Origin of the sequence: Vibrio sp. 10N.237.312.B06, assembly GCF_041464685.1 — a bacterium.
Taxonomy (GTDB): Bacteria; Pseudomonadota; Gammaproteobacteria; order Enterobacterales; family Vibrionaceae; genus Vibrio; species Vibrio tasmaniensis_A.
Genome location: NZ_JBFSPI010000050.1, coordinates 6658 through 22024, shown reverse-complemented (window position 1 = coordinate 22024; position 15367 = coordinate 6658). Strand labels below are relative to the sequence as shown.

13 protein-coding genes are annotated in these 15367 nt (G+C 44.3%); 8 read left to right on the top strand and 5 right to left on the bottom strand.

Features of this window, described 5'->3' with window-relative positions:
- The 5 genes from AB6C75_RS14435 (at position 1) to AB6C75_RS14415 (ending at position 5285) form a co-directional block, all read left to right on the top strand.
- Positions 1 to 1905, top strand: coding sequence for a propionyl-CoA synthetase (locus AB6C75_RS14435; RefSeq protein WP_372108031.1), 1905 nt, complete (start codon positions 1 to 3; stop codon positions 1903 to 1905).
- Positions 1906 to 2051: 146 nt separating this feature from the next.
- Positions 2052 to 2498 carry a hypothetical protein gene (locus AB6C75_RS14430; RefSeq protein WP_372108030.1) on the top strand — a complete coding sequence of 149 codons (447 nt, stop codon included), beginning with the start codon at positions 2052 to 2054 and terminating at the stop codon, positions 2496 to 2498.
- Positions 2499 to 2715: 217 nt separating this feature from the next.
- Entirely contained in the window at positions 2716 to 3117 is a 402-nt protein-coding gene (locus tag AB6C75_RS14425; RefSeq protein WP_065679847.1) for a glycine zipper domain-containing protein, read from the top strand.
- A 203-nt stretch (positions 3118 to 3320) separates the two neighbouring features.
- Positions 3321 to 3800, top strand: coding sequence for a GNAT family N-acetyltransferase (locus AB6C75_RS14420; RefSeq protein ID WP_017093208.1), 480 nt, complete (start codon positions 3321 to 3323; stop codon positions 3798 to 3800).
- Between the two features lie 72 nt (positions 3801 to 3872).
- The gene (locus tag AB6C75_RS14415; protein WP_372108029.1) at positions 3873 to 5285 is read left to right on the top strand and encodes an NUDIX domain-containing protein; all 1413 of its coding nucleotides are present in this window, start codon (positions 3873 to 3875) and stop codon (positions 5283 to 5285) included.
- A 100-nt stretch (positions 5286 to 5385) separates the two neighbouring features.
- Here AB6C75_RS14415 and AB6C75_RS14410 read toward each other — a convergent pair whose 3' ends face one another.
- A complete protein-coding gene (locus AB6C75_RS14410; protein ID WP_372093326.1) occupies positions 5386 to 6195 on the bottom strand; it encodes a Cof-type HAD-IIB family hydrolase in 810 nt (269 codons plus the stop codon).
- A 185-nt stretch (positions 6196 to 6380) separates the two neighbouring features.
- Here AB6C75_RS14410 and queE point away from each other — a divergent pair, with 185 nt between their 5' ends.
- Positions 6381 to 7049, top strand: a complete 669-nt coding sequence (gene queE, locus AB6C75_RS14405; protein ID WP_372108028.1) for a 7-carboxy-7-deazaguanine synthase QueE — start codon at positions 6381 to 6383, stop codon at positions 7047 to 7049.
- Positions 7050 to 7109: 60 nt separating this feature from the next.
- The gene (queC, locus tag AB6C75_RS14400; RefSeq protein WP_371702283.1) at positions 7110 to 7805 is read left to right on the top strand and encodes a 7-cyano-7-deazaguanine synthase QueC; all 696 of its coding nucleotides are present in this window, start codon (positions 7110 to 7112) and stop codon (positions 7803 to 7805) included.
- Between the two features lie 2 nt (positions 7806 to 7807).
- On the opposite strand, the gene AB6C75_RS14395 is transcribed toward queC, so the two are convergent.
- From AB6C75_RS14395 to AB6C75_RS14380, 4 genes are all read right to left on the bottom strand, one after another.
- Positions 7808 to 9796 carry a diguanylate cyclase gene (locus tag AB6C75_RS14395; RefSeq protein WP_372108027.1) on the bottom strand — a complete coding sequence of 663 codons (1989 nt, stop codon included), beginning with the start codon at positions 9794 to 9796 and terminating at the stop codon, positions 7808 to 7810.
- 162 nt (positions 9797 to 9958) lie between these two features.
- Positions 9959 to 10309: a DUF2750 domain-containing protein gene (locus AB6C75_RS14390; RefSeq protein ID WP_372108026.1), complete on the bottom strand. Its 351-nt coding sequence runs from the start codon at positions 10307 to 10309 to the stop codon at positions 9959 to 9961.
- A 131-nt stretch (positions 10310 to 10440) separates the two neighbouring features.
- Entirely contained in the window at positions 10441 to 11055 is a 615-nt protein-coding gene (locus AB6C75_RS14385; RefSeq protein ID WP_371709686.1) for an OmpA family protein, read from the bottom strand.
- Positions 11055 to 12362 carry a TolC family outer membrane protein gene (locus AB6C75_RS14380; protein WP_009846631.1) on the bottom strand — a complete coding sequence of 436 codons (1308 nt, stop codon included), beginning with the start codon at positions 12360 to 12362 and terminating at the stop codon, positions 11055 to 11057. Before AB6C75_RS14380 ends, AB6C75_RS14385 begins: the two co-directional genes overlap by 1 nt.
- A gap of 400 nt (positions 12363 to 12762) precedes the next feature.
- Here AB6C75_RS14380 and AB6C75_RS14375 point away from each other — a divergent pair.
- On the top strand, positions 12763 to 15367 hold a 2605-nt coding region (locus tag AB6C75_RS14375), incomplete at its 3' end, for a Calx-beta domain-containing protein (protein ID WP_372108025.1).

The following is a 15367-nucleotide window of genomic DNA, read 5'->3' as shown; positions in this document are numbered from 1 at the left end:
ATGTCTGCTACGAATCGAATAAACAGAAAAACCGATTATATCACCGAGTATCAATGGGCGAGGGAAGACCCAAATTCGTTCTGGGAAACACAAGCACAAGCGATAGATTGGTTTGAACCACCGAAAACAATTTTACAAACGGACGATAACGGTATTGAGCGTTGGTTTCCTGATGGGGTGATGAACACCTGCTGGCTCGCGCTTGATTACCATTGTGAAAATGGCCGTGGTGGCAATACCGCGCTGATTTACGATTCTCCAGTTACAGGAAATCAATCCTCATACACTTACAATCAATTGCGTGACCAAGTGGCTAAAGTCGCAGGCATGTTAGCCACGCAAGGCGTTACTAAAGGCGATCGTGTGGTGATCTACATGCCAATGATTCCTGAAGCGGCAATGGCAATGCTGGCTTGTGCTCGACTAGGCGCGGTTCACTCGGTGGTGTTTGGTGGTTTTGCCCCTCATGAATTAGCAGTTCGGATCGAAGATGCTGAACCAAAAGTGTTGATTACTGCCTCCTGCGGTGTCGAGATAAACAAGGTTCTGCCATACAAGCCAATGGTCGACAGGGCTATCATGGACAGTCGTTGGAAGCCCGAAAAAGTGGTGGTATTCCAAAGAGAGCAGTCTCTCGCCGAATTGAACAATGAACGTGATGTACTTTGGCAGCAAGCGGTTAGCGATGCATTACCTCATGTGTGCGTGCCTGTTCTAGCAACTGACCCACTATATATCTTGTATACATCAGGAACGACGGGTAAGCCAAAAGGCGTGGTGCGCGATAATGGTGGTCATGCGGTTGCCATGAAATACTCGATGAGCACTATCTACGATATGCCGCAAGATGGTGTGTTTTGGGCAGCTTCTGATGTCGGCTGGGTAGTGGGGCATTCCTACATTGTTTATGCGCCATTGATTCATGGCTGTACGACCATTTTGTTTGAAGGCAAGCCAGTCAGAACACCAGACCCCGGCGCATTCTGGCGTGTGTGTGAAGAGTACAACGTCGATGTATTGTTTTCCGCGCCAACGGCATTTAGAGCAATCAAGAAAGAAGATCCTGAAGGTGAGCTGCTCACCAAGTATGACTTATCATCGCTCAAGTCGATTTTTATGGCGGGAGAGCGTTTGGACCCGCCAACATTGGATTGGGTCGAGTCTCATACCAATAAACCGGTTATCGACCACTGGTGGCAAACCGAAACGGGTTGGGCTATCTCTGCGAATCCTACAGGGCTAGAGTCTTTACCTGTAAAAGCGGGTTCTTCAACCAAACCTGTTCCGGGTTACCAAGTGGAGATCCTCAATGAGTTGGGTGAAATCGCACAAACGAATCAACAAGGGTTTGTGGCACTTAAACGACCATTGCCGCCTGGTTGTTTACCCACGGTATGGCGCAATCATGATCGGTTTGAATCCGGCTATTTGAGTCAGTTCCCGGGCTATTATGTTTCTGGGGACGGTGGCTATCTTGATGAAGATGGGTATTTATTTATCATGGGCCGTATCGACGATGTGATAAACGTAGCGGGACACCGTCTGTCGACGGGAGAAATGGAAGAGATCGTGGGTGGTCACCCAGCCATTGCAGAATGTGCGGTAGTCGGTATTCACGATGACTTAAAAGGGCAGTTACCTCTTGGTTTAGTTGTGCTGAAAGATGGCGTAAAAGTCGATGGCATTGAACTGCAAGCGGAGTTGGTTGGCAAGGTTCGCAATGAGATTGGCGCGGTAGCCTGTTTTAAGCAAGCCTTGGTTGTTGAGAGACTACCCAAGACACGTTCAGGTAAGATCTTACGTAGAACTATTCGACAGATAGCCGAAGGTGAGCAATATGTGGTGCCTTCTACTATTGATGATCCAACAAGCTTAACGGAAATTGCAGAAAAGCTAGGTAGATGAACTTTGAAGATTAGTTAATCTCTATTTGGTGCGTTTATAAACGCATAGCCAAACGTGATGGTTTACCTAAACTCTACTTTATTCATCCGCTTACCCATTGCGCTTAATATGACCTCATTATGAATCCCACATATTGAGGTCTTTTTATGCGAGCCTACCTTTTACTCATAACTTTACTTGTGAGTGGTGCTGCTAATGCTGCCATTTCAAAGAATGATATCAGCAGAACGTTGTTAGAACCTTTGAGTCATCCCAAAGTATTTAAATGCGTATCTAAGACTGGTGTCGATTTGTATCAAGCGGTTTTTGATATTGGCGTAGGGTATGAAGCCGACCCGATCAACTCGAAGATGATTGTTAATTCAAGGAAAGGCCGCTACGAATATCAAATCTTAGGTGCGGTAAGATCTGAAAGAGCCGGTGAAATTGTCGTGTTGACTCGTCATGTGGGAGACGGTGTTAAAGTTGCCGCTATGATTAATGATGAAAATGGTAAAATACTGGGGATAGGTGATAAAAATCATTATCGAGATTGTGGCGTACGGCCACCTCCAAGTACTACGGATATGCAGAATTTTTGGTCCAAAGACTAAACCTGAACGGCAATTATTCTTAAGGCGACCTTGTTGGTCGCCTTTTTTGTGTCTGATGAATTAAGCACACCAATGTGATACGTCATCAATTGGTTATGTGTTAACTACGAAATACATAGCTGAGTATGATGTATCGTCTAAAGGTGGCTTTATTTATCTGGTTAACGGTTCTGCTTAAGATAGCTTCATTCCAAACGAAGAACTAAGCGAGACACTCATGACATTCACTAAACCTTTATTGCTAGCAACATTAATTGTGACTCTTTCTGGTTGTGCATCACCAGCGACAGACAACGAAAATGAAAACGCTGCGCGTAACCGCGGTGCTATAGGTGGTGCATTGCTAGGTGCTACGGCTGGTGCATTGACTGGAGATGCAAGTTTGGCCGTTAAGGGTGCTGCATTGGGTGGTGTGACAGGTGGTGTTGCTGGTTCAATGAAAGATACGGACGATGCAAGAAACGCACAACGAACCCAAGTTACTGCTGATGGTCTAGCGCAAGACAATCGCACCGATGCAGAAAAGCGAGTTGCTGAAGTAGAGGCGGAAATTAAGCTAATTGAACTAGAACAACAGCTTGCTGATCTCAAAGAAGAGAAAGAAGATAACGGTGCATAAAGCTGAAGCTACAGCAAAAGCCACAGCTTCGATATTCGTTTAATTCAAAATCATTCAAACAGAATGGCCACGTAATGTGGCCGTTTTTGTATCTAAAATACACACTTCAAACAATGAATTAATTCAATAACTTGTATAGATACTCACGCCAAGTAAACTAGACTCAGTTTAGATATTAATTTGGTTTGAGAAGCGCAATAGTCATGAATGTCACCTTAAGGGCCGCAAAGCACGCGGATTTGGAACAACTTAACGAGTTAATGTTCGATCTCCACCATCACCACCACCTTGCTAGCCCAGAGCACTTTAAAACGGCAGAAGAGATTGAGCAGGAAAAAAGCATTGCACGTTACTTGGATGATCCTGAATGCTTGGTTTATGTGGCATTAAAAGGTGAGCTCATTGTTGGCTTTATCTCCGGACATTTTTGTGAGCTTATCTCAACGGTGAGTAAATCGGTGCCGATGGGGAGTGTCGATGAACTGTTTGTTTTGCCTGATTATAGAAAAGAATCGATTGCTGAAAAGTTGTTTAGCAAAGTTGAAGCGACTTTTGATGATTATGGGGTTGAACAAGTCTTTGTAGAGGTTTGGGACTTTAATTCACCTGCCAAGGACTTCTATCAAAAAATGGGGTTCACACCTCACATTCAATGGATGAGGAAGGCTTTGCACAAAACGTAGACAGCGATTTTGTGCGTGTTTGATTACACTAGAGCAGTCTTTAACTTTTTCTCTTATTTTTAGGTAAACTCGTTGGCTATTCGATATTTATTAGTTTTCATATTATCTCTTTTGAGTACTACTTCCGCTTGGGCAAGCAACACTTTGCCCGATCATATTGCGGGCGCCTTGTGTGTAGTACGTGCTGATAACCAAATCGTGTTGGTTGATGAGTTGATTACAGGTCAATTGTCTCTACCGGGAGGCACTGTGGTTTCTGGTGAACCGCCATCGGTCGCGGCGCAACGAGAAACTTGGGAAGAGGCGGGTTTGTCGGTAACGGTCGGTGATGTACTGGGTTATACAGACAGTGCCGTCGTGTTTGATTGTATTTCTGACTCTGAAGTGATCAGTTACAAAGCTCGAAATGAGTTAGGTGGCTTTGAGCTACCAATCTGGTTTGCTCCTCATTATGGCGTGGAAGTTAGTAGAGCGATGTTACTTCCTCCCACTGAGTTGGAAGCAAAGCAATATCGTTACCCAGAGCAGTGGTCAGAGATTAATGAGTTGTTTTTATCTGCGACAGATCAACCTGTGACGTATGTGACTGAGCTGGTGGGCGCGGCACCGAAAGTCCATCAAGTTGAATTAAATTGGATTGTGTCGCTTCAAAACGCGTTCGATAATATGCCAAGCGTGTTTGCGAATACTGTGCTTTTAACTGACTCGTTAGCGAAGCCATGGGTTTTCATCGTGATATTGCCGCTAATTGCTTGGCATTTTGGCCGTAACTTCGCGTTGAAGTTTGGATTCACTTTGATCTCGGTGACATTGCTCACTTTAATCGCCCATCAAGGGTTTGGTTTTCCACGTCCGCATGCTTACTTGCCAACATTGAAGCTAGTGATGAGCAGTGGGTATAGCTTTCCAAGTTTATTGGCTGGCTTGTGGGTGAGTTTAACCTTGTTAGTCTTTTGGAAACTAAAGCGCCTCTTGGAGCAAAAATCGATTTTGATAGTGCTCGCGGGCCTACTGTGGATTATGCTATTTACGTCTTATTCAGGCAGTGCGTTCTTTAGTGATGTCTTAATGGGAGGCGTATTGGGCGCGTTAACGACTTGGCACATCGTGAGATTAGATGCGAAACCTGATGTTGATATTAGTGCCTTATTAAGCTCTAAAGGTGTCTGGTGGGCATTGTGCTTACTGTCGATTGTTCTCACGGTGATATGGCCACTGCCAACATTCTCTTTCTGGGTGGCAATTTTGATGACGATTGCATGCTTAGTAACGTTAACGGATTCGAAGCCTTTGGTCGGCCAGTTCTCATTCAAGATTGTATTTGGAGTGATGGCGATGTTGTTAGCGGGAAATCTGCTGATTAGCTGGGCAGGAAGTTTCGTCTCATTCAGTGGCATCGCTTCATTTATCGTTGAGACCTTACGTTTCCCAATCTTGATTCTATTTGGTGTAGTGGCGTTTCGTCTGCCATGGAAAAGAGAGTAGGCGAACCGACTAATATAAAATCAAAAAAGGCTGTGCAGTGCACAGCCTTTGTCATTTGTGCAACAAGCAAAAAGTAATTCTCACTATAGCTGCTGAGCGTTTATGAGTTGAAGATAAATTTCTCAATAGCGACCGCTACACCATGGTCGTCGTTGCTCGCTGTGATGTGATCCGCTAGTTTCTTGGTTTCTTCCATTGCGTTTTCCATTGCAATGCCAAGGCCAGCGTATTCAAGCATATGATGATCGTTTTCAGCGTCACCCATGCAGATTACTTCTTCTGCTGTAATACCCAAGTGCTTAGCTATCGCCTCAATACCGACACCCTTGTTTGAATTTGGGTTTAGGAACTCTAAGAAGAATGGTGCACTTTGCACGATAGTAAATTGAGTCTTAAGCTCTTGTGGCAACTTGCCGATGATTTTAGTCAGCTTGCTTGGTTCTGCGACAATCATTGTTTTGATAATTTCATGGTCGTCTTCTAGTTGAGAAAAGTCGAACTCGGTAATCTCTAAGCCGTTAATACGCGCTTCAATAGCGGTGTACTCATTGTTTTCAGGTGTTATTAAGCCATGAACCTTGCTGAAGGCATGCACATAACCACCTAGCTCTTGTGCTAATGCAGCAATCTGTTTCGCGGCTTTACCATTGCTGATCTCGCTGTGAATGATCTCTTTTGTCGATACATTCTGAACCATAGAGCCGTTGTAGAAGAGTACAAAGTCATCTTCGCCGTTGATGAAAAGCTCGTCTAGCTTACTCTGCATGCCTTCTAAAGGGCGACCAGAAGCCAGAACCACTTTCACACCTGCAGCGCGAGCTTTAGCTATCGCGTCTTTGTTCTCTTGAGAAATTACCTTATTACTGTTGAGCAGTGTGCCATCCATATCAAGAGCAATCAGTTTGTACATGTTGTTCCTTACCAAAAAATTAAAAGCTAACAAAATCTAATGGGCGAAAGGATAAGGGAACTTGAAAGCTCAGGCCAGGGCTTTGATCAACTCATTTATCAGTACTCATTTGTTTGACCAAAAGGGGCAAGTGCTTTAAGGTCTGCGGTTGATTAATTTCATCAAATGATTGAGCTGAGGGAAAGTTGTACAAGATTAATGAAATGTTTGAAACCATCCAGGGCGAGGGCGTATTTACCGGCGTTCCTGCTGTGTTTGTTCGTCTACAAATTTGCCCAGTAGGCTGTTCTTGGTGTGACACCAAACAGACGTGGGAAGCATTACCTGATGATGAAACTAGCCTTGGCGATATTATGGTTAAGACAGAAGATTCACCGACTTGGTCAGCAATTGATGCTCAAGGAATCGTGAATGAATACATCAAACAAGGTTACACAGCTAAGCACATTGTGATTACCGGTGGCGAGCCGTGCATTTATGATCTTGTCCCTCTCACTGAAGCATTTGAGCAACACGGTTGTCGCTGTCAGATTGAGACCAGCGGAACATCGGAAGTAAAAGCGACATCGGACACTTGGATTACGGTGTCACCGAAGGTGGCGATGAAAGCGAAACTGGAAATTTTAGATAGCGCCTTACAACGTGCTAACGAAATTAAGCATCCAGTAGGCACAAGCAAAGACATCGAACAGCTTGACGGTTTATTGGAGCGAGCTGCGGTTGCTAGCGACACTGTTATCGCTCTGCAACCAATCAGCCAAAAAGACCGCGCTACTCAGCTTTGTATTGATACCTGCATTGAGCGCAATTGGCGCTTATCAATCCAAACTCACAAATATTTGAGCATCGCATAGGTTGTATTTGTTTACTTGCCTATATAAGTCGCTAGTAGAAGATTCTCGTAAGGATTTAAGATGAAAAAAGCAGTTGTAGTATTCAGTGGTGGTCAAGACTCAACAACGTGTCTTGTTCAAGCATTAAAAGAGTATGATGAAGTTCATGCGATTACGTTTGATTATGGTCAGCGCCATAGACTCGAGATCGAAGTTGCTGAGTCATTGTCGAAAGAACTTGGTGTGAAAGCGCACAAAGTAATGGATGTGACTCTGTTGAATGAACTGGCTATTAGCTCTCTTACTCGTGACGATATTCCCGTCTCTCATGAGCTACAAGAGAATGGGCTACCGAATTCTTTCGTTCCCGGTCGTAATATTCTGTTCTTAACTTTGGCGGGTATTTACGCTTACCAAATCGGTGCAAATACCGTAATCACGGGTGTGTGTGAAACAGATTTTTCAGGCTACCCTGATTGTCGTAATGACTTTGTGAAAGCGATGAACTCTGCGCTTGTACAAGGTATGGATAAGCAGCTTGATATTAAAACACCGTTAATGTGGCTCAACAAAGCTGAAACATGGGCGTTGGCAGATCAGTATTCAGCACTCGAACTTGTTAGAAACAAAACACTGACCTGCTACAACGGTATTATCGGCGATGGCTGCGGCGACTGTCCAGCGTGTGAACTACGCAAAATAGGCCTTAGCGATTACCTAGGTGATCGCCAAGGTATTATGGCTGAATTGATTCGCAAGCAGGGTGAGAATAAATAACCTCATGAGTCAATAGGTTCGTTATAAGCATCAATGATGCAGTTTCGGCCGTTGCTCTTTGCTTGATACAGCGCCTGGTCAAGCACTGAATACAAGTCATCAAAGTCACTTAATGCGTTTGAGGTTGCTAAATAAGCAAAGCTCGCGGTTACATTAAGTGGCTTTTTGTTTTCTGATAAGAAGACCGCACTCGAAATGGCATAATGTAACTCCTCTACACGCTCTTGTACTTCAGCTGGTTTTGTATCAGTAAGCACGATCAGAAATTCTTCGCCGCCTAAACGCCCGAACAGCTCACCTTTAATTAAATGTTGTCTTATTTGCTGACTTATATGAACGAGCGCTCTATCACCAGTAGGGTGGCCATATTGGTCATTAATTTTCTTGAATTTATCGAGATCGAGTAAAACGAGAACATGTTGTTTTTCTGTTCCTTTACAGGCTTTGATACGCTTGACTCTTCGTATTATCTCGGTGCGACTATACGCCTTTGTCATGGCATCGATTGCTGCTTTCGCACGAATGGCTTTGTTTGTGAAGATCATAAAGCTAGCCGCACACAGCAATAGAATAACAATGATGTTATACACCATCCTTTGATGTTCCATCTTTTCGATTTGAAGTCGGTCTAAATTTGCTTGATGTCTCAGGAAAGAACTCTCTAGTTCTTTTTCGTACCTAGCATGAGCTAGATCTAGTGCTTCAAAAGCCAACCTGTTATCTATATCTCGGGTTTCGAACTGTATTAATGAGTATCGCTGATAGAAATAGAAAGCTTGCTTGTAATCGCTGAGTGTCTGATGAATATCAGATAGTTGAAGTAGTGCTTGAGCTGTGTACTTATGTCTTGTGACTTGTTCGGATAGCTCCAAAGCTTGTAGTGCATAATTGAGCGCTTCCGTTTTAAGTTTTTGGTCTTCGAACATATCGCTGATTGCTAAGAAAGCGTTGATTCGAATGACATCGTTGTTTAGCTTGCTTGAAGCCGACAGAGACTCTACTAAGTAGTCTCTCGCCAAATCATAGTTCTTCGTCTGCGTGTATGCTTTTCCTAAACCAAGAGTTGTTAGCGCAATACCGTAGCTATGAGATGATGTAGTCAACAGTGCTTTTGCTTTTTGAAAGTGATTAATTGCTAGGTCACTTTGTCCTTGATTAAGGTAAAGATCTGCAAGGCTATGATGAACTTGTGCTTTCATCAAATCAGAAGCATCCGATCTCAGAGCGAGTGCTTCTATGAGGTACTCTGCCGATTTATCATATTGCTTTAACTCTTTGAGCAAATTACCCACATCGTTATAGATCCCCGAAATATCGTGTCCTTGTGGGAACACGCTTATCAGTGATAGGTAAGTATCTAGTGCGGCTTGATAGTCGCTGCGGAAATGGTGATTGTTAGCGATCACTCGATAAGTGCCAAATTTTGGTAATACAGGGTCAGCAATGTCATGCAAATCCGACTGAAGTGCAGAACAATAATAGTTCGCTTGATGGTATTTAGCTTGCTCATTGAGAGAACGACATAATTGGTATTTTAATAATGCTCTACCTGTAACATCGTTGATTGATTGCATTTTTACTAATATGGACAAAAAGCCTTGTTGAGCTTCTTTGTACTGACCTTGTCCATCATTTACTAGGGCATTAATAAACGCTTGTTCTATCGCTTGGTAGTCACTGTCGTTTGAAGCGATTCCATAAAACGGTTGATCGCGCTGGCTCATGTATTGATATAGCAGTGCCGATAGGTAGAGCTTATCCCCGTAGGTTGTTGAACTCGTGTAGCGTGTTTGCAGCATGTTCAATGCGCGCGAAGGGGAATGAGTTAGAGTCGAGAGATAGAGTGCGTTCCAATCAGCATTTGGAGTTGCGTGGGGATCTAATACCGAGGTGCTAATTGTTGGAGAAGATTCATGATCCGCTGTTGATGCTTGGCTAAAGGAATAAAGGTTGATGAGAAGCAGAAAGGCAATGAAAATGGAGTGAATCACGAGATAATATCAATCAGATAAAGAACGATATTCTATTGTTAGTTTGATATTGCTTCAATTTTTTTGGCGAGTTGATGGTTTGTTATGTGAGGTAAATCTCTAATTCTCAATGGCTTATCATGGGTAACCGGTCGTACGCTATTGTACGACCGATCTTGGAAGCTAGATGTATAATTTCGCTAGATCAGAAGGCTCTAGTTCTTTGCCTTCTAATGTTGCATTCCAGTTAGTACCAACAAGAACAACATCTTCAGCTAGGGTCAGTAACCAATCTTCTACAAAGATATCTAGTGGGATTTCTAATACTTCGAAGTCTGCCCACTCTTCAACGTTGTGAGTCTGAGCGTCCTCTTTTGAAGACCAGAACGGCATCACTTCACTGTTTTCGAATTCACTTGAGTCACATGCTAGCCAACCTTCTTCGTTGCGAAGGCCCCATACCAGTTTAGTTTCTTGTGTTTCAGAAACGAAAAGTTCTAGATTTGCTTGAGTATCAGCGGTTAGTTTGCTCATGAATAATTTCTCTATGTTGATAACAAGACAAGATTAACATTATACAAGGGGGAGGTATATGGCGATCAAGGAATTATAAGGATACTGAAACGCTTACCAAACGTTTCAGTATGGTTTGGGTGCGGTAGAATCTATTTGCCGATTTTAGTAAATATATGCCACTCTTCTTTGATGTTGCCTTTAAAACCAACAACAGAGGCTACGACTTTTCTGTTCAATGCATGATTAGTTTCAGTGTCATTATCACGGAAGCCTGCATCTCCGTACCCTACGGTATAGACCCTTGATGGCGGGATACCATTGCTGATGAGCGCACGTCTTACATTGACGGCACGCTCTTCTGAGAGTTTGAGATTGTATTTGGCATTACCTACTTTACTAGCATAACCTTGCAATTGAATACTTGTGTTTTCGTAACGCTTTAGAAACGCAGCCATTTGACGAATTTGGCTCAGAAACACAGGTTTAATTTCTGCAGAGTCATTGGCAAATAAAATATGAAGATCTTTTTCTTCGCTAGACTCGAAATACGAGCCACAGCCATCATTATCTATTTCAGCGCCTATTTGTGTGTCTATACATAAATCGCGAGCGTTGATAACACCATCATTATCATCATCTTCGAGATCATAACTTTGTGTGGTGCTAGGAAGAGCACGATAAGTGAATTCATCATTTGTTTCAGCCATGATGTTGGCAGAAGCAACCACGAAGCATAGTGGGAGTATAGTTTTGAGAAGCTTCATTAATATTCTACCTTTTCATTCCATTCTTGTGGAGTCTCTACACGTAACCCTGTTAATAGATTACCTGTCGCATTCATGACTCTATACTTTGCGTATTGTACATCGTACTTAGCGTCTAAAAATCCCTTACGTGCTTCGAAGAGTTCATTTTCAGTGTTAAGTAGATCGAGAAGGGTACGCTTACCAATTCGGTATTGTTTTTCATAAGAGATAACGGTGTCAGAAGCTGAATCTACGTGATCCGACAAGAAATCTTTCTGCTGAACGGTTAAGTCAAGAGCGCTCCATGAAAGGCGTAAGCTTTCTTCTACATTACGGTAAGTACTCTCACGTAGGTCTTTTGCTTTGTTGAGTTGATAAGCGGCACTTTCGGCACGGTCTTGATCGGCTCCACCGTTATAGAGATTGTACTTTAAGCGAAGCATCGCAGAAAATTCATCGCTGTTGCCTTTCGTACCACCTGCATCATCGCGCCACCTTTGAGCGGCTTCAAAAGAAACAGTTGGGTAGTTGGTACTCTTCGACTGCTTGTATTGGAACTTCGCTGAATCTACGTCAGCTTGTGCAATTTTGATAACCGGGTGTTGGTTAAAGGCTTTTGCCAAAGCACCGTCGATCGTATAAGGAATAGAGCCTGCGTCAGCACGTGGATATACCAAGCCTAGTGGGGCTTGGCCAACAAGGCGTTTGAATTGAGTATGGGCATCAAATAAATTATTTTGAGCTGCCAGCAAATTACCATGAGCTTTTGCAATACGAGCTTCTACCTGAGACATGTCTGCCGTAGATCCAATGCCTGAATCAACTCGTTTCTTGATATCTATATAGATATTTTTGTGCGTCGCCAGATTGTTTTCAGAAAGTGTAAGCACTTCGTAAGCTTTAACGGAATCAAGATAGACTTTGGTTACTTGCAGTGCAATATCTTGAGCGCTAGATAGCAATTGATAACGGACAGACTCTGCATCAGCAGCGGTACGATCAATGTCGTTAGAAGTATTCGCGCCATCCCAAATGAGTTGTGTCAACGTAATTGCTGCTTCTTTACGTGTTAGATCTGTTGAGCTCGAATTCGTCGCCAAATCCGTATATTCGTAACCAATGCCACCGTCTAAATCTATACTCGGGCGGTAAGCTCCACCAGAAGCATCGTTAAGGTAACGTTGACTAACGTACTGGTTATATGCCGCTTTGATTTCAGGGTTACTTTCTAAAGTAAACGCGACGGCTTGCTCTAAGGTCTGTGCGCTAGCCGGTAAACTGAGTGCAATAGCCAACCCTAATGTAGTCGTTTTAATCCAGTTCAATTTCAATCTCCCAAAAATGGAGTATCACCTAAGTTTGTCGCTTTTAAGCTTGAATATATCAAATTTAGATGAACCGCCAAAAAAATAACGAATGCTCAATGAGCATTCGTAAATGGTTGTAAAGTTGTTAACCGAACGCCGTACAATTTAAGTCGATTTTGAGTACTTAAATTTGATTTGAGTGTTTGGGTTATCTTTCCCTAAGACAATAACTTATATGGAAGTTTTCGTCATCTTAATTATCACTCAGTGACCGTTATCATTCGTTTACATTGTAAGTTATTAAAGATGTAATTCATAGCTAGGAATTATATGACATTAGATGTTATATTGTCACTAGATTATAAAATTGATGTCACTATTTTGACGTCGCAAACAGAAAATGAGCTTAGGGATTTATATGGACATGACAGTATTGAATGCGAGCGGTGCATTAGCATTAGGTCAACGCATTGTTATTTCGATAGATGGCACAATCACGGTCCTAGAAGACGGCCAGCCATTACAAGCTGGGGATGTCGTTTTAGAATCCCAAAATGTAAATTCTGAATCTCAGATTTCAGTTAAGCGCTTTACGCCACAAGGAAAAGATGGCGATGAAGTCGATCTTGACCAAGATATTGAAAATATTTTTGCCGCTTTAAAAGAAGGGCAAGATCCTACAGAGTTAGGCGAAGAGTTCGCAACTGCGGCAGGTGTACGAGGTTCGAGCCTAGTTAGCAGTGGAACTATTGAACGTGATGGTGACGAAACCATCCCAGTTACCGAATTTGTAACAACAGGTTTCGAAGGCCTAGGTCTGTCTCGTACTCAAAGCTTAAGTTTGCTTGATCTATTCCGCTCAGTGGAAGTTGAGCCAACAGTAAGTATTGAAGACAGCCAAATCATTAATGAAGGCTCAACAGCAATTTTCGACGTAAGTCTAAGTAAAGCTGCGTCAGGCGATGTAAGCGTTACGCTTGAGACGTTATACGGAACGGCAACAGCGGACGACATTACAAGCGTTGTTGTGAAAGATGCCGCGGGTAACGTAGTGACACCTAACGCTGACGGCTCTTACACCGTCAAAGCGGGTGAAACTAAGTTAGTCGTTGAAGTTGAGACCAAAGACGACGGCACGTACGAAGGTGATGAGAAGCTGAGCCTGAAAGTGATCGGCGCCACGGGCGTGACAGGCTCAGGTACTGGCGAGTTGACCATCAAAGATGACGGCACTGGCCCTGTTGACCCAACCGATCCTACTCCCCCAGTGAATCCAGACGATCGCCCAACGGTGAGCATCGAAGACAGCAAAGTGATTAACGAAGGCTCGACAGCGAGCTTTGATGTGAGCTTAAGCAAAGCCGCGTCAGTCGACGTGAGCGTAACGCTAGAAACCCTTTATGGTACCGCAACAGCGGATGATATCACCAGCATTGTGGTGAAAGATGCGTCGGGTAACGTAGTAACACCTAACGCGGACGGCTCTTACACCGTAAAGGCGGGTGAAACTAAGTTAGTCGTTGAAGTCGAGACCAAAGACGACGGCACGTACGAAGGTGACGAGAAGCTAAGCCTAAAAGTGACCGGCGCAACAGGCGTGACAGGCTCAGGTACGGGCGAGCTAACCATCAAAGATGACGGCACAGGCCCTGTTGACCCAACCGATCCTACTCCCCCAGTGAATCCAGATGACCGCCCATCGGTGAGCATCGAAGACAGTAAAGTGATTAACGAAGGCTCGACAGCGAGCTTTGATGTGAGCTTAAGCAAAGCCGCATCAGTTGACGTGAGCGTAACGCTAGAAACCCTTTACGGCACCGCAACAGCGGATGATATCACCAGCATTGTGGTAAAAGATGCCGCAGGTAACGTAGTAACACCTAACGCTGATGGCTCTTACACCGTAAAAGCGGGTGAAACTAAGTTAGTCGTTGAAGTCGAGACCAAAGACGACGGCACATACGAAGGCGATGAGAAGCTGAGCCTTAAAGTGACGGGAGCCACCGGCGTGACAGGCTCAGGTACGGGCGAGTTGACCATCAAAGATGACGGCACCGGCCCGGTTGACCCAACGGATCCTATTCCTCCAGTGAATCCAGATGATCGCCCAGCGGTGAGCATCGAAGACAGCAAAGTGATTAACGAAGGCTCGACAGCGAGTTTTGATGTGAGCTTAAGCAAAGCCGCATCAGTCGACGTGAGCGTAACGCTAGAAACCCTTTACGGCACCGCAACAGCGGATGATATCACCAGCATTGTTGTGAAAGATGCTGCAGGTAACGTAGTGACACCAAACGCTGATGGCTCTTACACAGTCAAAGCGGGTGAAACTAAGTTAGTCGTTGAAGTCGAGACTAAAGACGACGGCACATACGAAGGTGATGAGAAACTGAGCCTGAAAGTGACCGGCGCAACAGGCGTGACAGGCTCAGGTACGGGCGAGTTAACCATAAAAGATGATGGTACCGGTCCTGTTGACCCAACCGATCCTATTCCGCCAGTGAATCCAGATGATCGCCCATCAGTGAGCATCGAAGACAGCAAAGTTATCAACGAAGGCTCAACCGTGAGTTTCGATGTGAGCTTAAGCAAAGCTGCGTCAGTTGACGTGAGCGTTACGTTAGAAACCCTTTACGGCACAGCAACAGCGGACGACATCACCAGCGTTGTTGTGAAAGATGCCGCAGGTAACGTAGTGACAGCTAACGCTGACGGCTCTTACACCGTCAAAGCAGGTGAAACTAAGTTAGTTGTTGAAGTCGCGACTAAAGACGACGGTACGTACGAAGGTGATGAGAAGCTGAGCCTGAAAGTGACTGGCGCGACGGGCGTGACGGGCGTGACGGGCACGGGAACGGGTACGCTAACCATCAAAGATGACGGTACAGGCCCTGTTGACCCAGGTAAACCTACAGACAACGATAAACCTACACTAACGGTTGGTGATGCAGCACTAGTGGTTGAAGGCCAAAGCGCCAGCTTTGCCGTGAGCCTGTCGAACGCGGTCGACGCCGACCTGACGT